This is a genomic window from Novosphingobium meiothermophilum (genome assembly GCF_003171715.1).
Lineage (GTDB): Bacteria > Pseudomonadota > Alphaproteobacteria > Sphingomonadales > Sphingomonadaceae > Novosphingobium > Novosphingobium meiothermophilum.
Window position 1 is genome coordinate 673,778 of the sequence record NZ_QGHL01000007.1, and the last position, 17,811, is coordinate 691,588.

17 protein-coding genes are annotated in these 17,811 nt (G+C 63.4%); 11 read left to right on the plus strand and 6 right to left on the minus strand.

The genetic code is table 11. From position 1 onward, the window contains the following. Positions 1-7: 7 nt before the first annotated feature. Together DKM43_RS07220 and rsmI are read right to left on the minus strand one after the other, a co-directional pair. The gene (locus tag DKM43_RS07220) at positions 8-358 is read right to left on the minus strand and encodes a YraN family protein (protein WP_109797748.1); all 351 of its coding nucleotides are present in this window, start codon (positions 356-358) and stop codon (positions 8-10) included. Further along, positions 355-1,227: a 16S rRNA (cytidine(1402)-2'-O)-methyltransferase gene (gene rsmI / locus DKM43_RS07225; RefSeq protein ID WP_109798062.1), complete on the minus strand. Its 873-nt coding sequence runs from the start codon at positions 1,225-1,227 to the stop codon at positions 355-357. The genes DKM43_RS07220 and rsmI overlap by 4 nt, the downstream gene beginning before the upstream one ends. A 51-nt stretch (positions 1,228-1,278) precedes the next feature. Here rsmI and DKM43_RS07230 point away from each other — a divergent pair, with 51 nt between their 5' ends. After that, a complete protein-coding gene (locus DKM43_RS07230; protein ID WP_109798063.1) occupies positions 1,279-2,448 on the plus strand; it encodes a penicillin-binding protein activator in 1,170 nt (389 codons plus the stop codon). A gap of 89 nt (positions 2,449-2,537) precedes the next feature. After that, positions 2,538-4,538 (plus strand): DNA topoisomerase IV subunit B, encoded by a 2,001-nt coding sequence (gene parE, locus DKM43_RS07235; protein WP_109797749.1) that lies wholly within the window; start codon positions 2,538-2,540, stop codon positions 4,536-4,538. 14 nt (positions 4,539-4,552) lie between these two features. Here parE and DKM43_RS07240 read toward each other — a convergent pair whose 3' ends face one another. Further along, a complete protein-coding gene (locus DKM43_RS07240) occupies positions 4,553-5,332 on the minus strand; it encodes a hypothetical protein (protein WP_109797750.1) in 780 nt (259 codons plus the stop codon). 240 nt (positions 5,333-5,572) lie between these two features. Between DKM43_RS07240 and DKM43_RS07245 the strand changes: the two genes are divergently transcribed. Continuing rightward, entirely contained in the window at positions 5,573-6,418 is an 846-nt protein-coding gene (locus DKM43_RS07245) for an AAA family ATPase (protein ID WP_109797751.1), read from the plus strand. A 16-nt stretch (positions 6,419-6,434) separates the two neighbouring features. Here the strand turns inward: DKM43_RS07245 and DKM43_RS07250 are convergent, their stop codons facing one another. Further along, positions 6,435-7,346 carry a L,D-transpeptidase family protein gene (locus DKM43_RS07250; protein ID WP_236632432.1) on the minus strand — a complete coding sequence of 304 codons (912 nt, stop codon included), beginning with the start codon at positions 7,344-7,346 and terminating at the stop codon, positions 6,435-6,437. Between the two features lie 185 nt (positions 7,347-7,531). Here DKM43_RS07250 and DKM43_RS07255 point away from each other — a divergent pair, with 185 nt between their 5' ends. The 3 genes from DKM43_RS07255 (at position 7,532) to DKM43_RS07265 (ending at position 11,206) form a co-directional block, all read left to right on the plus strand. Continuing rightward, on the plus strand, positions 7,532-8,713 hold the full coding sequence (locus DKM43_RS07255; protein ID WP_109797753.1) for a vWA domain-containing protein: 1,182 nt from the start codon (positions 7,532-7,534) through the stop codon (positions 8,711-8,713). 60 nt (positions 8,714-8,773) lie between these two features. Then, positions 8,774-9,547 (plus strand): enoyl-CoA hydratase, encoded by a 774-nt coding sequence (locus DKM43_RS07260; RefSeq protein WP_109798064.1) that lies wholly within the window; start codon positions 8,774-8,776, stop codon positions 9,545-9,547. A gap of 180 nt (positions 9,548-9,727) precedes the next feature. Beyond that, the gene (locus tag DKM43_RS07265) at positions 9,728-11,206 is read left to right on the plus strand and encodes a hypothetical protein (protein WP_145960484.1); all 1,479 of its coding nucleotides are present in this window, start codon (positions 9,728-9,730) and stop codon (positions 11,204-11,206) included. 12 nt (positions 11,207-11,218) lie between these two features. Here DKM43_RS07265 and DKM43_RS07270 read toward each other — a convergent pair whose 3' ends face one another. Then, positions 11,219-12,418 carry an exo-beta-N-acetylmuramidase NamZ family protein gene (locus DKM43_RS07270; RefSeq protein ID WP_109797755.1) on the minus strand — a complete coding sequence of 400 codons (1,200 nt, stop codon included), beginning with the start codon at positions 12,416-12,418 and terminating at the stop codon, positions 11,219-11,221. Beyond that, positions 12,415-12,909, minus strand: a complete 495-nt coding sequence (locus tag DKM43_RS07275; protein ID WP_330857621.1) for a DOMON-like domain-containing protein — start codon at positions 12,907-12,909, stop codon at positions 12,415-12,417. The genes DKM43_RS07270 and DKM43_RS07275 overlap by 4 nt, the downstream gene beginning before the upstream one ends. A gap of 96 nt (positions 12,910-13,005) precedes the next feature. Between DKM43_RS07275 and tyrS the strand changes: the two genes are divergently transcribed. The 5 genes from tyrS (at position 13,006) to DKM43_RS07300 (ending at position 17,774) form a co-directional block, all read left to right on the plus strand. Further along, a complete protein-coding gene (gene tyrS / locus DKM43_RS07280; RefSeq protein ID WP_109797757.1) occupies positions 13,006-14,235 on the plus strand; it encodes a tyrosine--tRNA ligase in 1,230 nt (409 codons plus the stop codon). Between the two features lie 141 nt (positions 14,236-14,376). Next, a complete protein-coding gene (locus tag DKM43_RS07285) occupies positions 14,377-14,715 on the plus strand; it encodes a PilZ domain-containing protein (RefSeq protein WP_109797758.1) in 339 nt (112 codons plus the stop codon). A gap of 108 nt (positions 14,716-14,823) precedes the next feature. After that, complete coding sequence (locus tag DKM43_RS07290) at positions 14,824-16,104, plus strand: MFS transporter (RefSeq protein ID WP_109797759.1); 1,281 nt, start codon at positions 14,824-14,826, stop codon at positions 16,102-16,104. 42 nt (positions 16,105-16,146) lie between these two features. Beyond that, positions 16,147-17,064: a cysteine synthase A gene (gene cysK / locus DKM43_RS07295; protein ID WP_109797760.1), complete on the plus strand. Its 918-nt coding sequence runs from the start codon at positions 16,147-16,149 to the stop codon at positions 17,062-17,064. Between the two features lie 5 nt (positions 17,065-17,069). Then, the gene (locus DKM43_RS07300; RefSeq protein WP_109797761.1) at positions 17,070-17,774 is read left to right on the plus strand and encodes a dienelactone hydrolase family protein; all 705 of its coding nucleotides are present in this window, start codon (positions 17,070-17,072) and stop codon (positions 17,772-17,774) included. Positions 17,775-17,811 lie beyond the last annotated feature (37 nt).

The following is a 17,811-nucleotide window of genomic DNA, read 5'->3' on the forward strand; positions in this document are numbered from 1 at the left end:
GCAGCCTTCAGGGCTGCCAGACATTCGCCATGTGGCGCGGCCAACGCCACGGTGCAAGAAGGATAACGTCGATCCGCAGATCGTCGCCCGCGAGCGCATAGCGGCTGGCCAGCGCCTCGGCAGCACGTGCCACGCGCCGCAGCCGGTGCGCATCGATCGCATCATCCAGCCCGCGTGCATCGCGCCGCCACTTCACTTCGACAAATGCCACGGTCCGCCCCTTGCGCGCGACGATGTCGACTTCTCCAGCCTTCAGCTTCACCCGGCGCGCAAGAATACGCCAGCCGCTCAGTCTCAGCCACCATGCCGCCAGTTCCTCGGCGCGCCGCCCCTGCCGCTCCGACCGCGCCCGGTTCAAGCCTCGCCTGCCCTTGCAACGCCAGCGCCAGCCCCTGCCCTGATTTCCATCGCCCGCGCATAAAGCGCCTTGCGGTCGAGTCCGTGTGCCTTCGCCACCTGTCCGGCCGCCTGCGATGGCGACATGACGGCAAGCGCGGCAACGAGTTCGGCATCAACCAGGTCTTCAGCGGGCGCCACAGGCACCCCCGGCGGCGCGATGAGCAGCACGATTTCGCCTTTGGCAGGAGACGCCCGGTAATGATCGGCAAGCGCCTGCGCGGTTCCGCTGCGGCATTCCTCGTGCAGCTTGGTCAGTTCGCGCGCCACGGCAACCTCGCGTCCGGGCAAGCCCTGCGCGATGGCATCGAGCGATGCCACCAGCCGCGGTCCTGTATCGTAAAACACGAGCGTAGCCGGAACCGCTGCCAGTTCGGCAAGAACGTCGCGGCGGGCCTTGTCCTTGCCGGGCAGGAATCCTGCAAAGAGGAAGCGATCGGTCGGCAGTCCCGCCATCGAAAGCGCCGTGATCACAGCGCTTGGTCCCGGAATGGACGTAACCGCAATGCCGCGCGCCCGCGCCTCGCGGACCAGCCGGTAGCCCGGATCGGAAATCAGCGGCGTTCCCGCATCCGATACCAGCGCGACCGCCGAATGGACCATTTCGGCAAGCAATCCTTCACGCGCGGCATCGCCTGCATGATCGTCATAGCGCCGCATCGGCTTGTGCAGACCAAGAAGATTCAGCAACTTGCCGGTTACGCGCGTATCCTCGCACGCAACCACCGCGCAGCGTTCAAGCGTTTCGACCGCACGACGGGTGATGTCGCCGAGATTGCCAATCGGGGTGGCGACAATGTAGAGACCGGGCTCAAGGGGTGGCATGTCCATGCGCATTTCCATGGACCGGCCATCCGGATGCGACAAGAGGGTGCGCGCGCAATGATCGAACGACAGGTGGGCGAGGAGCGGCTGGATGCCTTTCGCCATTCTCGCCGGATGCTGGTGGCGGCAATGCTCTCGCTGCTGGCAGGCTGCGCGGTCATTCCCAAGGGATCGGCGCCCGTCACCGAGCCGGTGGAAAAGGCACCCGACGCCAATGTCCTGCCCGCCGATTCCGGAAGGCACCGGGTTGCCCTGCTCGTGCCGCTCAGCGGAGACAATGCCGCGGTGGGGCAGGCCATTGCGAACGCCGCCACGATGGCGCTGCTCGATACAAACGCGGCAAACCTGCGCATCACTACCTACGACACCGCAACCGGCGCAGGATCGGCAGCGGCCCGCGCAATTGCCGATGGCAACAAGCTGATCCTTGGCCCGCTGCTGTCGGACGACGTGCGCGCGGTGGCCGTTGCGGCCCGCCCCGCCAAAGTGCCGATGATTACCTATTCCAACGACAGCGCGGTGGCGGCGCGCGATGTCTTTGTCATGGGGCAGTCGCCCGCGCAGTCGATCACGCGCACGCTGGACTTTGCGGCGGTGAAAGGCGTGCGCTCCGTAGCGGCCCTTATCCCGACCGGCGAATACGGACAGCGGGCCATGGCCGGGCTGGTCGAAGGGACGAAAGCCAACGGAATGACCGTGACCGCCATCGAAACCTATGATCGCGGCAACACATCGGTAGCCAGCGCCGTGCGCCGCCTGCGCGAGAAGGGCCGGTTCGATGCGCTGCTGATCGCAGATGGCAGCCGGATCGCGCTTCAGGCCGCGCCTCTCGCTGGCAAGGGCGTGCGTCTGCTGGGAACCGAACTGTGGAGCGGGGAAGGCAGCATCGCCAGTGCGGCGGCCCTGCGCGGCGCGTGGTTCTCTGCCGTATCCGACCAGCGCTTCGGCCAGTTCGAAACGTCCTACCGGACACGCTTCGGCGCAAGCCCTTCGCGCCTTGCAACGCTGGGCTATGACAGTGTCCTGCTGACGCTCAACGTTGCGCGCAACTGGAAGCCCGGAACCGTCTTCCCAACCGGCAAGCTCTATGATCCACAGGGCTTCATCGGGCTGGACGGCGTTTTTCGCTTCACCGCCACGGGCATGGCCGAACGCGCCATGGAAGTTCGCGAGGTGGGCGCGGGCACTTTCATCACGGTTGCACCTGCGCCCGCCAAGTTCCAGTAAACGAAGCGATCCGCATGGCCGGGATTTTCGCGGGATAAGGCTGCAAGCCCGCTTGCGTGCCGATTCCCGCGCGTTCTATACCCGTTCGCATGTCAGACGACCTTTTCGACAAGCTGCCCGCGTCCAGTCCGTCCGAAAGCTACGATGGTTCTGCCATCGAAGTGCTTGAGGGCCTTGAACCGGTCCGCCGCCGCCCCGGCATGTATATCGGGGGCACGGATGAACGCGCGCTCCATCACCTTGCCGCCGAAGTGCTCGACAATGCGATGGACGAGGCGGTTGCAGGCCATGCGAACCGGATCGAGGTCGTTCTGGAAGAAGGCAACCGCCTGACCATTTCCGACAACGGGCGCGGCATCCCGGTGGACGAGCATCCCAAGTATCCGGGCAAATCGGCGCTGGAAGTGATCCTCACCACGCTGCATTCGGGCGGCAAGTTTTCCGGCAAGGCCTATGCCACCAGCGGCGGTCTGCACGGTGTGGGCGTGTCGGTGGTCAATGCGCTGTCCACCCTCACGCGCGTGGAGGTTGCCCGCAACAAGGAACTTTACGCGCAGGAGTTTTCGCGCGGAAACCCGACGACACGGCTGGAACGGATCGGCAATGCGCCCAACCGGCGCGGGACACAGGTGACATTCATTCCTGATCCGGAAATCTTTGGACAGGACGCCAAGTTCAAGCCCGCCCGCCTTTTCCGGCTCGTGCGTTCAAAAGCCTATCTGTTTGCGGGCGTGGAAATCCGCTGGAAATGCGCGTCTGCACTCGCCAGCGAGGATGTGCCTGCCGAAGCCGTGTTCCAGTTCCCAGGCGGCCTTGCCGATCATCTGGCAGAACAGGTTTCCGGGCGCGAATGCGTCACTTCGGTGCCGTTTGCGGGTCGGCAGGATTTTCCCGCTGGTCCCGATGGCGAGGAAATGGGCCGGGTGGAATGGGCCATCGCCTGGCCGCTGTGGTCCGATGGTTCCTATTCGTGGTATTGCAACACCATCCCCACGCCCGATGGCGGCACCCATGAACAGGGTCTGCGTGCAGCCCTGACCAAGGGCATCCGCGCCTTTGCCGACCTGATCGGTCAGAAGAAGGCCAAGGATATCGCGCCCGAAGACGTGATGACCGGCAGCGAAATCATGCTTTCGGTCTTCATCCGCGATCCGCAGTTCCAGAGCCAGACCAAGGACCGGCTCACCAGCCCGGAAGCGGCCAGGCTGGTTGAAGCGGCGGTGCGCGACCATTTCGACCATTTCCTGACCGACAACATGGAGCGCGGCAAGGCGCTGCTGGGCGCGGTGATGGAGCGCATGGACGAACGCCTGCGCCGCAAGGCCGAGCGCGAGGTCAAGCGCAAGACCGCCACCAACGCGCGCAAGCTGCGCCTGCCCGGCAAGCTGACCGACTGTTCGGGCGAAGGCGATGGCGAGACCGAACTTTTCATCGTCGAAGGCGACAGCGCAGGAGGCAGCGCGAAGCAGGCGCGTGACCGCAAGACGCAGGCGATCCTGCCGATCCGCGGCAAGATCCTCAACGTCGCTTCTGCCTCGGCCGACAAGATCCGCGCCAATCAGGAAATCGCCGACCTTGCGCTCGCGCTGGGGTGCGGAATGCGCAAGGACTGCAATCCGGATGCCCTGCGCTATGACCGCATCATCATAATGACCGACGCCGACGTTGACGGCGCGCATATCGCAACGCTGCTGATGACGTTCTTCTTTCAGGAAATGCCCGAACTGGTGCGGCGCGGACACCTCTACCTTGCCCAGCCGCCGCTCTACCGCCTGACCAGCGGCAGTCTTTCGGCCTATGCCAGAGACGATGCCCACCGCGCCGAACTGAAGGCTACCAAGTTCAAGGGCAAGAAGGTTGAAGTCTCCCGCTTCAAGGGCCTTGGCGAGATGAATCCGCAGCAATTGCGCGAAACCACCATGGCGCCCGCAACCCGGAGCCTCATTCGCATCACATTGCCCCCGGAGTATGAAGGCCGCGCAGCGGTGAAAGACCTTGTCGACCGCCTGATGGGCCGAGATCCTGCCCAACGCTTCATGTTCATCCAGAACCGCGCTGCCGAAATAGACCCGGAACTGATCGACGCCTGATCAATTCGCCAAGATCAACCGCCCGCCTCGTCCTTTCGTCCGCCGCGCACGTCGAAGCGAATCTGGACCCATTCGCCGATCTGCGGCTTGCCGTTGATGCGGGGCGGGCGGACAAGGAACTGCCACGAGGCCTGCCGCAAGGCTCTGGCCAGACCTGATCCGGGCGGGCTTTCACCCAGTTCCTGGCAATCCTCGACGTGATACTTTTCCACCGTGCGACAGGCGATGAGCGCCCAATCGCCCTGCATCCGCCGCTGCGGGAGATAGGGACCGATCTCGGCATCAGTCGGTTCGCGATACCATTGCGCGGCATAGAGGCGCACCCCGCCCGGTCCCTGCCCCACGCTGGGACTGTCGCCTTGGCTGCCCCTGCTGCCGCCGGGCAACGCTCCGCCATCGAACTCGCGGCGCTGTATCCGGGAAATGTCGCTTGAGCGATAATCGTTACGCGAAAGTTCGATGAAGCCTTCCGGCCATTCGATCTTGCCCGGAACCTCGACTGCCGGAGAAGGCCTTGCGGCGGGCCGCGCCACTGCCTGCGCTCTGTCCTGCCTTGCGACTGCGGTTTCCTTCGGCTTGTCCGCCGCCCCGGCCTCGTCCTGGCCGGCCTGCGATAGGTTGATGGCGGTCAGCCGGGCGCTCTCGCTGCCACCGAAGCCGGTGATGGCCCCCATCGTCAGCATGATCCAGAACACCAGCGCGCTTGCCGCAAGGGCAAAGACAAGCGATCCCGCCCGCTCGCGCAGCGAAACCTGATAGCCTGACCTTGCCGGATCGCCGCCGCGCACAAGCATTTCCACCCGCGCCTACACGCGGGGCGTTTCCCCCGCAATCGCGCTTGCGGCATCAGCGCCTTCCAGCGACATTTTGACACGCCTATTCTGACGACTGCGTCATTTATCGGCCCCATTCCTGACGCAGCCGTCATTATAACTGGCAAAACCTGTCGCAAGCGTCAGTAATGGCGCACCCTCTTGCGCTGCATCAGGACAGGGCCTATCCCTTAACCAAACGATTAAGAACAGGAATCGCCGATGCGCTTTGAAGGCACCAGCAACTATGTCGCCACCGAGGATCTCAAAGTTGCGGTGAACGCCGCAGTCCTGCTTCGCCGTCCGCTGCTGGTCAAGGGTGAACCCGGCACCGGCAAGACCGTGCTGGCGCATGAAATCGCCAAGGCAGTGGATGCCCCCCTCATCGAATGGAACGTGAAATCCACCACCAAGGCGCAGCAGGGCCTTTACGAATACGATGCCGTCGCACGCCTGCGCGACGGGCAGCTTGGCGACGAGCGCGTCCACGATATCCGCAACTACATCAAGAAGGGCAAGCTGTGGGAAGCCTTCACCGCGCCCAAGCTCCCCGTGTTGCTCATCGACGAGATCGACAAGGCCGATATCGAGTTCCCCAACGACCTGCTGCAGGAACTCGACCGGATGAGCTTCGACGTTTACGAAACGCAGGAGCGCATCGAGGCGAAGGAACGCCCGATCGTGGTCATCACCTCGAACAACGAGAAGGAACTGCCCGACGCGTTTCTGCGTCGCTGCTTCTTCCACTACATCAAGTTCCCCGATCGCGAGACGATGCAGGCGATCATTGATGTCCACTTCCCCGGCATCCAGAAGACGCTGGTGACCAAGGCGATGGAAGTGTTCTACGAAATCCGCGAAGTGCCGGGTCTGAAGAAGAAGCCCAGCACGTCGGAACTGCTCGACTGGCTCAAGCTTCTGCTGAACGAGGACATGCCGCTGGACGTTCTTCAGAACCGCGACCCGACCAAGGCCATCCCACCGCTCCACGGCGCACTGCTCAAGAACGAACAGGACATCATGCTGTTCGAACGGCTGGCCTTCATGGCGCGCCGTCAGGGAAGCTGACGCAGGCTTTTTCCGGTCAGCTTACCCGGAAGCAATCGCGGCCAGCACGCTTGAGCGTGGCGCACCAGGCGTGGGCGCCCGGCGCGCTGACCCGCAGCCGCCAGTATTGGCGCGCCCCGACAACGGCGGGGATGACCGCCTTCTGGAAACCGGCCAGTTCCGGATGTCCTGTCACGAGCATCTGCCAATGCGCTTCTGCCTCGGCCTCGCTCAGGGCAGCGGCAAGCTGAATGGTCTGCTGTGCACCTGCCGCCACGGGCAAGGGTGGCGAAACCGGCCCTGCCGCAGCCAGCATGGGGCGCGGCGGCTGACCGGGAATGCCGGTGCGGCGAGCATCCGTATCGAGCGCCAGCAAGACCGCGCGCTCAGGCGAGGGCATCCGCTCATTCGTGACGACCACGGTTGTCGTCTCGGCCCGCGTGAGGCCGAAGAGCGAGCGGGCAAAGCCATAGGGAAGACGGATGCAGCCATGCGAAGCCGGATAGCCCGGCACATAACCCGCATGGATCGCAATCCCGCTCCAGGTCAGTCGCTGCATGTAAGGCATGGGCGCGTTGCTGTAGATGTTGGAGCGGTGCTTCACACGCTTCTGCAGTATGGGAAAAACGCCCGCGGGCGTGCCATGGCCACGCTTTCCGGTTGAAACCGGCGAAGACCCCCACGGCTGGCCATCCTTGAACACGTGCATCGTCTGCGAAGGCTTGCTGACCACGATCAGCACGCCGCTTTGCACCACTTCGCTGACCGGCGGTGGAACCATCGGCTGGCGTGGCGGCAGGGCGTCCGGCGAGACCGCAGCGCCAGACGGATCGGCCACCTGCGCCTGCGCAGGCTCGGCACTGCCCGGCGCCAGCCCGGAGACGACGCCAATACCGCCAGCCCCAAGGATAAGGCCCACGACCGCCAGGGCACCCGCAATCCGGTTCACGGTAAACATGCCTTAACCATGTTGTAAGGGTTTACGCCTCTGTGGCCCGGCTTCAATGCCAAACTGGCCCGTTGCGGGCCGATCCCCCGTGTAGGCCGGCCCCTGTTGATGGCCGATCATTGCAGGACTTGCCCATCCGCGCCCGAACGCTTAATCATTCGATTAAGCCAAGGGAGCCGGATCGGGTGTTTTTCAATTTCGTCGATGAATTGCGCGCTGCGGGCATCCCGGCCAGCTTCAAGGAGCATCTCGTGCTGCTCGAAGCGCTCGACAAGGATGTGATCGAGCAGACGCCCGAAGCCTTCTACTACCTGTCGCGCGCCACCTTCGTGAAGGACGAGGGCTTGCTCGATCGTTTCGATCAGGTTTTCAACAAGGTCTTCAAGGGCCTTCTGACAGACTATGGCCAGCGCCCGGTCGATATTCCTGAAGACTGGCTCAAGGCCGTGGCCGAGAAGTTCCTGTCCGAAGAGGAAATGGAAAAGATCAAGGCGCTCGGCTCGTGGGAAGAGATCATGGAGACGCTGAAGAAGCGTCTGGAAGAACAGGAAAAGCGCCATCAGGGCGGCAACAAGTGGATCGGCACGGGTGGCACCAGCCCGTTCGGCAATTCAGGCTATAACCCCGAAGGCGTGCGCATCGGCGGCGAAAGCCGCCACAAGCGCGCGATAAAGGTCTGGGAAAAGCGCGAGTTCCAGAACCTTGACAACACGCGCGAACTGGGCACGCGCAACATAAAGATCGCGCTGCGCCGCCTGCGCCGCTTTGCCCGCGAAGGGGCTGCCGACGAACTCGATCTGGAAGGCACGATCGAAGGCACGGCCCGGCAGGGCTGGCTCGACATCCGGATGCGCCCGGAAAAGCGCAATGCGGTGAAGCTGTTGCTGTTCCTTGATGTGGGCGGATCGATGGACCCCTTCATCAGGTTGGTGGAGGAACTGTTCAGTGCGGCCACCGCCGAGTTCAAGAACATGGAGTTCTTCTATTTCCACAACTGTCTTTACGAAGGCGTGTGGAAGGACAACAAGCGGCGCTGGTCCGAACGCACCAAGACATGGGACATCCTTCACAAGTATGGCCACGATTACAAGGTCGTGTTCGTGGGCGATGCCGCGATGAGCCCCTACGAAATCAGCCATCCGGGCGGCAGTGTCGAGCATTTCAACGAAGAGGCGGGCGCGGTCTGGCTGCACCGGGTAGCGCAGACCTATCCGGCAACCGTTTGGCTCAACCCCGTGCCGGAAAAGCAATGGGGCTATTCGCAGTCCACCAAGATGATCCGCGACCTTCTGGGAGGCGCCATGTATCCGCTGACACTGGAAGGGCTGGATGCTGCGATGCGCGAACTGACCCGCAAGAAACACTGAATTCGGGCGGGCGCTGCCAAGGGATATTGGCGCGGCCAGATGGAAAGGATGGGAGGCAGCATGACGGATCTGATCGTCAGAACCAATGATGGCCGGGGGCGGACAGACATCGTCCTCAACCGGCCGGACAAGTTCAACGCCCTGTCCGAGGCCATGCTGGCGGCGCTGCTGTCCGAACTTGAAGCCCTTGCCGCGGATCCGGCGCTGCGCGTTGTCGTATTGTCAGGGGCGGGCAAGGCGTTTTGCGCAGGGCACGATCTGGCCGAAATGCAGGCCAACCGCAGCCTCGACCATTTCCGCAAGCTCTTTGCCGCCTGCACCGAGGTGATGGAGGCCATAGTTGCCCTGCCGGTTCCGGTCATTGCCAAAGTGCACGGGGTGGCAACGGCTGCCGGGTGTCAGCTTGTGGGAGCCTGCGATCTGGCCGTGGCGGCGGAAAGCGCTCGTTTTGCCGTGTCGGGCATCAACGTGGGCCTGTTCTGCTCCACCCCGGCGGTGGCCCTCAGCCGCAACGTGCCGACCAAGCGCGCGTTCGAAATGCTGGTGACGGGCCGTTTCGTCGATGCCTGCGTTGCGGCGGAGTGGGGCCTGATAAATACGATCACCCCCAGCGAGACGCTTGATGATGCGGTGAACGATCTGGCCCAAACGATCATTTCCAAGAACCCCGACGCGATCCGCCGGGGCAAGGCCCTGTTTTATGCCCAGCGCGAGGTTCCGCGCGCCGAAGCCTATCGACTCGCCTGCGAAGTCATGGCCCGGAACATGATGGACGAGAACACCAACGAAGGCATCGAAGCCTTTCTGGCCAAACGCGAACCCGTCTGGCGATAGGCCCGGCATCAAACCGGATTTGCATCCGCAATGGTGCCCTGACCTTGTCCGCGCTTGCCAGCGCGCTTTTCTGGTCTATGTCTGGCAGATCGGTTCACAGGGGGCAGCGTGCAGGTGAAGAATGGGATGTTCGCAGTTGCGGCTGCGGCGCTTACGTTGAACGCCGTTTGCACGCCGGCCATGGCTGCGGCCGATACGGCCAGCACCAAGGCGCCATCCGGCCCTTCGGCCTTCGTACGGTGCGATGGATTTCCGAACAAGGCATCGACACTGGGCACCGTTGCCCGGCTGGTTGCAATCAGCGCCGTTGTTGGCCTGCTGCTTCCCTCGCGCGAGGCACCCGATCCCAAGAAGCGCGAAAACGGTGCCGACGGTGTCAAAGCCTGCGATGAGGCACTTTCCGGGCCGGAACCGGCAAAGGACGGCGGACGCCGGATCGAACTGATCTTCGGACGCGCCATTCACCGCATGGAAATGCAGGACTGGGACGGATCGCTTGCCGATATTCGTTCGGTAACGGCCGATCAGCCGGAACTGACTGCAACGACGGCATACCAGCAGAGCCTTGGCATAACCGCGATCGAGCTTGAAGCCATGGCCATGACCGGCAAGGGGGATTACGCAGCTGCCCACAGGCTCGGTCTTGAACTGGCCAGCCGCAATCCCTTCGACATTCGCGCGCAGCTTGCGGCTTCCCGCTACATCGGCATTGCGCGGGCCTATGGCCCGGCAGAAGCGGCAGCCTACGATCAGGCCGCACGTGCATGGCCGATCCTCCTCGTCGAACGGGCAGCAGCGCGAGCGGCCGCCGGGATGTTCGCGGAAGCTGCTGCGGATTATTCCGCCTATGTTGCCCTGCTCGCCACCATACCCAAGACCCGTCACTATGGATCGCAATCCCGTGCCGCGATTGCCTACCGGCTTGCCGGAAATGCGGCGGAGGGCGATCGGCTGATGAAGCTCGCCATGGAAAAGGCCGAAGCGGACATTGCCCTCGGCAAGACCGACTCGCCGGTCACGTCCACGAGCGAGGCGAACGACCTTTACACCATTCTCGTCGCGCTCGACTCCGGCCAAAGCACGCGCGCGCGCACGTTGTTTTCCGCAAGGAGCCGGTGGCCCAGCGTCGCCCCCGGACTTTTGGCAGGCGTGGCGCAAAAGCTTGATGCGCTTGCAACCCCGGCAGACAAGGCAAGCACGCCAATCCCCTCAGCCCATGATATTCTGGCGGCAGAAGAAGCCCGCACCGTGGCGCAGATCAATGATCCGGGCGAAAGCAACGGTGATCGTTTCGCCACCTATCGCGCGGCCTTTGCGCCCAACGAGTTTGCCAAGTTCGCAAGCAATGTCTGGAAAACCGACAAATCGCGCTACATCACCGCGCCCAAGACCGACCCGGAATATGGCGAAATCATCAGCACCGCGCGCGACGGTGGCGGCGCGCCTGCCACCTATGCCATGCTCCTGCATCTGGCCCTTGTCGCCAAAACGCGCGGGCACAGCCATTTCATGATGATGCCGGGGCAGACTTCGCTGAACGTGGCGCGGTTCAGGACGGGGATGCCGGGTGACGGCAGGGTCTTTGGCGATGTGTCCTACAAAGCGGATGAAGTGATTGCAGCGATCTCGCCCCTCATTCCCAAGCCGGTCAGGAAATAGGCGGCACCACCATCAGTAGAGCAGGAAAGCAGCGCGCTCGTCCGCCCAAGCTGCTTCATTCGCCCCGGCCACGGCATCGAGATCGGCTGGCATCGCGCCTTCATCGTCAACCCACTCGCGCAGCGCGGGGCCTCCATTGATGACGTCGATCGCCAGCTTGTCGAAGACATATTCGTAGGCAAAATCGCGCCACAGCGGATAATCTGGATAGAGGCGACGGATTGCCTTGAAGGCAAGCGCCTGCAAGCGCCACGGCCGGAACGCGTCATGATTGTAGAACGCGCCTTCGGCATGGACCATGAGCGCGCTGCAAAGAGCCTTGGCGTGCTTGTGGAACGTCGGCTCGAACCAGCATTCGCGGATTGCGCAGCCTTCCATCCACTGCGGGGCGAAGCCGCGCATTTCCGCCAGCACGGCCTTGGCATCGATGTCTGGTGCGCCGAACAGCACTTCCAGTGGCCGCGTGGTGCCGCGCCCTTCGGAAAGCGTGGCCCCTTCGATCATGACCGTTCCTGCATAGGCCCGCGCCATATTGAGGCTGGCGGCATTGGGCGAAGGGTTGATCCAGATGCGGCTTTCCGGCCAGCCGAATCCCGGTCCCCGATCAGGCGTCCAGCCTTCCATTGCGATCACGCGGTAATCCACATCGAGCCGGAAATGATCGATGAACCAGGCACCCATCTCTCCCAGCGTCATGCCGTGGCGCATCGGCATTGGCCCTGCGCCCACAAAGCTTTCCCAGCCCGGCACCAGTTTCGTGCCTTCGACCGGGCGTCCTGCCGGATTGGGCCGGTCAAGCACCCAGACCGCCTTGCCCGTGCCGCTTGCCGCTTCAAGCAGATAGAGCAGGGTCGTGACGAAAGTGTAGATGCGGCAGCCCAGATCCTGAAGATCGAACAGGAACACATCGGCACTGTCCATCATGCGCGCGGTGGGCCTGCGCACCTCGCCGTAAAGGCTGAATACCGGAATGCCATAGGTCGGGTTCAGCTCGTCGGCTGTTTCGACCATGTTGTCCTGCTTGTCACCCTTCAGCCCGTGCTGGGGGCCGAAAGCCGATGTCAGATTCACGCCGCAGGCGACCAGTGCGTCAAGCGAATGGACCAGCCCCGCAGTAACCGACGCAGGATGCGCAACAAGCGAAACGCGCCGTCCTTCTAGCGGTTTTCTCAGCGTGGGGTCGGCAAGCAGCCGGTCTATGCCATTTTTCATGGCGTCTGCGGTGCCTCAAGCCGGGCGGCGAAGCAAGACGGGTGATGAAAGTCGGGCTTTTCGTCACGATGCGCGATGGCCCAGTAGGACTTGGCCCCACCCTCCTCCTCGATCACCGCGCAAAGACCATAGTCCAACGGCCGCGCGAGCAAGGCTGCCAGCGGCAGGGCCACATCGAAGATCAGCACCGACCGGCCAATGCGCGGCGTGCAGACCGGATCGCGCGGCACGGGGCGCGGAGCCATGCCTTCGCGGTAGGCGACAAAATCATAGGCCGCCCAGCGCTGCGATGGCGAGAAGTTGAACTCGGCATAGGCCCGCGCCCCCGCCTCTTTTGCGAACAGTTCAAAGCAGGTGGTCTGCCACAGCCCGTCCGCGCGCCCGCTGGCGGCAAACGGGGGCAGGCGCAGCGCCTCAGTGCCTTCCACGCGCCAGCGCAGGGTCATCCAGTGCGCGTCGATTCCGGTTATGCGCGCCGCAATTCTGCGCACGGCCAACGGTCGGCTCGAAGGATGGGGCACAAGCTCATGCGTTTCCAATCGCGCAACTCCGTGCTAGGCGCGCCATCCCGATACCAGGTGGCCGAGATGACCGAATACAAATCTTCCCTGCTGCGCCTTCTTTCCGAACGAGGCTACATCCACCAGATGACCGACGCGGCCGCGCTCGATGCGCTGGCGGAAAGGGAGATCGTGCCCGGATATATCGGCTTCGATCCCACCGCGCCATCGCTGCACGTGGGCTCGATGGTGCAGATCATGCTGCTGCGCCGTCTGCAACAGGCGGGACACAAGCCCATCGTGCTGATGGGCGGCGGCACTGGCAAGATCGGCGACCCCAGCTTCAAGGACGAGGCGCGCAAGCTGCTGACCAACGAGACGATCGCGGCCAATGTCGCCTCTATCAAGACCGTGTTCGAACGCTTCCTGGCCTTTGGCGATGGGCCGTCCGATGCGATCATGCTCGACAATGCCGAATGGCTCGACCGGCTGGAATACATCCCGTTCCTGCGCGAAGTGGGACAGCACTTCTCGGTGAACCGGATGCTCAGCTTCGATTCGGTCAAGCAGCGACTCGACCGCGAGCAGTCGCTCTCGTTCCTTGAGTTCAACTACATGATCCTGCAGGCTTATGATTTCCGCGAGCTGTCGCAGCGCTATGGCTGCCGGTTGCAGATGGGCGGGTCGGACCAGTGGGGCAATATCGTCAACGGCATCGAGCTCACGCGCCGGATGGATGGCAAAGATGTGTTCGGGGTGACAACCCCGCTGCTCACCACCGCCGACGGGGCGAAGATGGGCAAGACCATGAACGGCGCGGTCTGGCTCAACGAGGATGCGCTGCCCGCGTGGGACTTCTGGCAATACTGGCGCAATACCGATGACCGCGACGTGGGCCGCTTCCTGCGCCTGTTCACCGATCTGCCGCTTGACGAGATCGCGCGGCTGGAAGCCCTTCAGGGCAGCGAGATCAATGCCGCAAAGATCGTGCTGGCCAATGAAGTCACCAGCCTTGTGCGCGGCGAAGCTGCCGCAAAGGCCGCCGAGGCGACTGCTGCGGCCACGTTTGCAGGGGGCGGGCTGGGTCAGGATCTTCCCGTTCTGGAAGTGAGCGAGGACAGCATCGGCATCGTCGATGCGCTGGTGGGCCTTGGCTTTGCGGCGAGCCGGGGCGAAGCCAAGCGGCTGGTTGCGGGTGGCGGCGCGCGTATCGATGGCGAGGCCGTTTCGGATGAAGGCCATCGTATCACCCTGACGGACAAGGAAATCCGCGTTTCTTCAGGCAAGAAGAAGCACGGCATCGTGCGCCGGGCCTGACAGGCGCGGCGAATCAGGGTTTCCCATTATCTAACGGCAAGGGCCTGCCGCTTCCGGCAGGGAATTGCCGCTGCTTTACCAATTGTTCGCCATTTCGGACCTATAGCCTCCTGACCGACAACCCAAGCGCCAGGAGGAACGATGCGCGGCGGAGCCCAGCTTTCAGTCACCGATTTGCGTCGTTCCACCCGGCACCCGGTAAACCTGCCGGTCATCGGCGAACATCGCACGCGCGGCGACATCATGCTGCATGTCGCGAACATCTCGACCACGGGCTTCATGGCGACCGAGATCGAGGATCTTGGCCGGGGCGAGCGGGTGACGGTGCGCCTGCCGTCAATCGGGCGAATCGAAGCCTTTGTAGTCTGGGCAGACGGGACGCGCGCCGGTTTCCAGTTTGAGCGGATTATCCGCATGGACGATTTCAACAAGCTGATCCGTTCGCTTCAGCCAGCACCAAAGCCGCGTTCATCGCGCTGACCCTGCAAGAAGAGCACAGCGACGGGCGCGCGGTCCGCCCCGGCATAGGGGCCAAGTATTGCTTGCTTGGCAACAGCCTGTCCGGCTGGCATTGGCTGCGCCGTGACCATGAACGACAACGCCACCCAGCTTCCCGCCTCGCCGCTTGCCATTCCAGATTACCGGCGTTTCTGGATCGCCCGGTTCTTCTCGGTGGTCGCGACGAGCGGCATGGTCGTGATTCTCGGCTACCAGCTCTACGACGTGGCCCGCAGCGCCTATGACATGCCGATATCGCAGGCCGCATTCCTGCTCGGCCTGCTTGGTCTCGCCCAGTTCCTGCCGTTGTTCATCCTCACGCCCGTGGCCGGGCTGGTGGCAGACCGGTTCGATCGGCGCAACGTTGCCACCATCTCGCTCTGCATCGATCTGACCGTGGCGCTGACACTGGCGCTGACCACCCAACTTGCAGTGCTTTCCCTGCCCCTGCTGTTCGGGCTGGCAGCGCTCCACGGAACGGCAAGGGTCTTCATCGGCCCCGCGCTGGCGTCGGTCGCGCCCAACGTCGTTCCTGCGCCACTGATGCCCAAGGCCATCGCCATCAATTCCATGGCATGGCAGATCGGTTCGGTCGGCGGTCCGGCCCTTGCCGGGATGCTGTTTGCCTCGCACCCGGCAGCGCCTTACTGGACGTCAACCGTGCTGCTGGGTCTGGCCGCCCTCAGCATAGCCTCGATCCGGCGGCTTCCTCCGCCCGAAAGCAACCGCGACAGCCATCCCTTGCGGCAGATGCGCGAAGGCTTCTCGTTCGTATGGAATGACCGCTTCCTCCTCGGATGCGTCACGCTGGATCTGTTTGCAGTGCTGCTCGGCGGCGCGACTGCGCTGCTCCCGGTCTTCGCGCGCGACATCCTGCTGATTGACGGCAAGCCTGTTGGCGCCGATGGCCTTGGGATCATGCGCGCCATGCCGGGGCTTGGGGCGGCGCTCGTCGCGCTGATCCTCTCGCGCCGCCCCATTACCAACAATGTCGGGATCAAGATGCTGCTGGGCGTGGCGGTCTATGGTGCCTTTACCATCGGCTTTGGTCTTTCGACGAACTATTATCTCTCGCTCCTCATGCTGATGGGGCTTGGCGCGGGCGACATGGTATCGGTGTTCATCCGCAACACGCTGGTTCAGTTGCACACGCCCGACGCGGTGCGCGGGCGGGTATCGTCGATTTCGGGGCTTGCCATTTCCGCCTCGAACGAACTGGGCGAGATGCAATCTGGCGTGGCGGCTGCGTTGCTTGGCGCAGTGGGCGCGGTGGCATTCGGCGGGATTGGGGCAATTGCCGTGACGGCCGCGTGGTTCTTCCTGTTCCCCGAACTGAAAAACGCGCGAACCTTTGCAGCCCGCTACAGATAGTCCTAAGCTGGGACAAAGACTTCACTACCAGGAGCACGCGCAATGAAAGCGGATTCGATCCTCGCCACCATCGGCAACACCCCGCACATTCGCCTTTCGCGCCTGTTTCCCGATCACGAGGTGTGGGTGAAGAACGAGCGCGCCAATCCCGGCGGTTCGATCAAGGACAGGATCGGCCTTGCCATGATCGAGGCCGCCGAAGCCGATGGCAGCCTGCGCCCCGGCGGAACGATCATTGAACCCACATCGGGCAACACCGGTATCGGTCTCGCCATGGTCGCGGCGGTCAAGGGCTACAGACTCATTCTCGTCATGCCCGAATCGATGTCGCTAGAACGGCGCAGGCTGATGCTGGCCTACGGCGCCACCTTCGATCTCACCCCGCGCGAGAAAGGCATGAAGGGCGCCATCGAACGGGCCAAGGAACTGGTCGAGCAGACGCCCGGTGCATGGATGCCCCAGCAGTTCGACAATCCGGCAAACGTTGCCGTTCACATCCGCACGACCGCGCAGGAAGTGCTCAGGGACTTCGCCGCCGATCCGATCGACGTGCTCATTACCGGCGTGGGCACGGGCGGCCATCTCTCCGGCTGTGCCGAGGAGTTGAAGAAGCACTGGCCTGCGCTCAAGGCCTATGCGGTGGAACCCACGCTTTCGCCGGTGATTTCCGGTGGGCAACCCGCACCGCATCCCATTCAGGGCATCGGTGCTGGCTTCATTCCCGGCAACCTGCATACCCAGGCGATTGATGGCGCGATCACCGTCGATCCGGCAGACGCCAAGGAAATGGCGCGCCAGTGTGCGGCGAAGGAAGGGATGCTCGTAGGCATTTCATCGGGTGCGACGCTTGCCGCCATCGCCCAGAAACTGCCGAGCCTGCCCGCAGGAACCCGCGTTCTGGGCTTCAACTACGATACGGGCGAGCGCTATCTCTCGGTGCCCGATTTCCTTCCGGAGTAGGTCCGATGGCGATGGAGCAGATCGACTATACCGACGGCGCAACCGAGCTGACCGGTTTTCTCGCAAGACCGCAGCAAACGCCCCGCGCCGCCGTGCTGGTTCTGCCCACCATCGCCAACTGCAATGCCCCCATGGTGCGCCGCGCCCAGATGCTGGCCGAGGCGGGCTTTCTGGCCATGATCGCCGACTTTTACGGCGTGCAGGTGCGCGATTTCGATCATGCGCGTGAACTGGCAGGGCCGTTGCGGCAGGATGTGGCAACCTATCGCCAGCGCCTGCGCGCAGGGCTTTCGGCGTTGACTGCCTTGATCGAAGCGCAAGACCTGCCAGTTGCGGCAATCGGTTATTGCATGGGCGGTCAGGCGGCACTGGAACTGGCACGCGATGGCGCCGATCTGGTATTGGCAGCCAGCTTTCACGGGCTGCTTGATACACAGGCCCCTGCCCAGCCCGGCGCCATCAATGCGCGCATCCTCGTCTGCCACGGCGATGCAGACCCTATGGTTCCGCGCTCGCAGGTCATGGCCTTCTGGGAAGAGATGGACGCGGCAGACGCAAGCTGGCACTTCCACAGCTACAGTGGCGTCCGCCACGGCTTCACCGATCCCGGCAGCGATGCGCGCGGCATGGCCGCAATCGGCTATAACGCCAGTGCTGACCGCCAGAGCTGGGCCGCACTCATGAACCTGCTCGACGAAGTGCTTGGCTGAACCGGGAAGGCCCGATGCCCTCCCGGTCCGATCGCGG

Excerpts from the sequence above, each read along its gene's own strand:
- rsmI (WP_109798062.1), bottom strand. The coding sequence starts at position 1,227 with ATGGACATGCCACCCCTTGAGCCCGGTCTCTACATTGTCGCCACCCCG.
- DKM43_RS07230 (WP_109798063.1), top strand. The coding sequence starts at position 1,279 with ATGATCGAACGACAGGTGGGCGAGGAGCGGCTGGATGCCTTTCGCCAT.
- parE (WP_109797749.1), top strand. The coding sequence starts at position 2,538 with ATGTCAGACGACCTTTTCGACAAGCTGCCCGCGTCCAGTCCGTCCGAA.
- DKM43_RS07240 (WP_109797750.1), bottom strand. The coding sequence starts at position 5,332 with ATGCTTGTGCGCGGCGGCGATCCGGCAAGGTCAGGCTATCAGGTTTCG.
- DKM43_RS07245 (WP_109797751.1), top strand. The coding sequence starts at position 5,573 with ATGCGCTTTGAAGGCACCAGCAACTATGTCGCCACCGAGGATCTCAAA.
- DKM43_RS07260 (WP_109798064.1), top strand. The coding sequence starts at position 8,774 with ATGACGGATCTGATCGTCAGAACCAATGATGGCCGGGGGCGGACAGAC.
- DKM43_RS07265 (WP_145960484.1), top strand. The coding sequence starts at position 9,728 with ATGGCTGCGGCCGATACGGCCAGCACCAAGGCGCCATCCGGCCCTTCG.
- DKM43_RS07270 (WP_109797755.1), bottom strand. The coding sequence starts at position 12,418 with ATGAAAAATGGCATAGACCGGCTGCTTGCCGACCCCACGCTGAGAAAA.
- tyrS (WP_109797757.1), top strand. The coding sequence starts at position 13,006 with ATGACCGAATACAAATCTTCCCTGCTGCGCCTTCTTTCCGAACGAGGC.
- DKM43_RS07285 (WP_109797758.1), top strand. The coding sequence starts at position 14,377 with ATGCGCGGCGGAGCCCAGCTTTCAGTCACCGATTTGCGTCGTTCCACC.
- DKM43_RS07290 (WP_109797759.1), top strand. The coding sequence starts at position 14,824 with ATGAACGACAACGCCACCCAGCTTCCCGCCTCGCCGCTTGCCATTCCA.
- cysK (WP_109797760.1), top strand. The coding sequence starts at position 16,147 with ATGAAAGCGGATTCGATCCTCGCCACCATCGGCAACACCCCGCACATT.
- DKM43_RS07300 (WP_109797761.1), top strand. The coding sequence starts at position 17,070 with ATGGCGATGGAGCAGATCGACTATACCGACGGCGCAACCGAGCTGACC.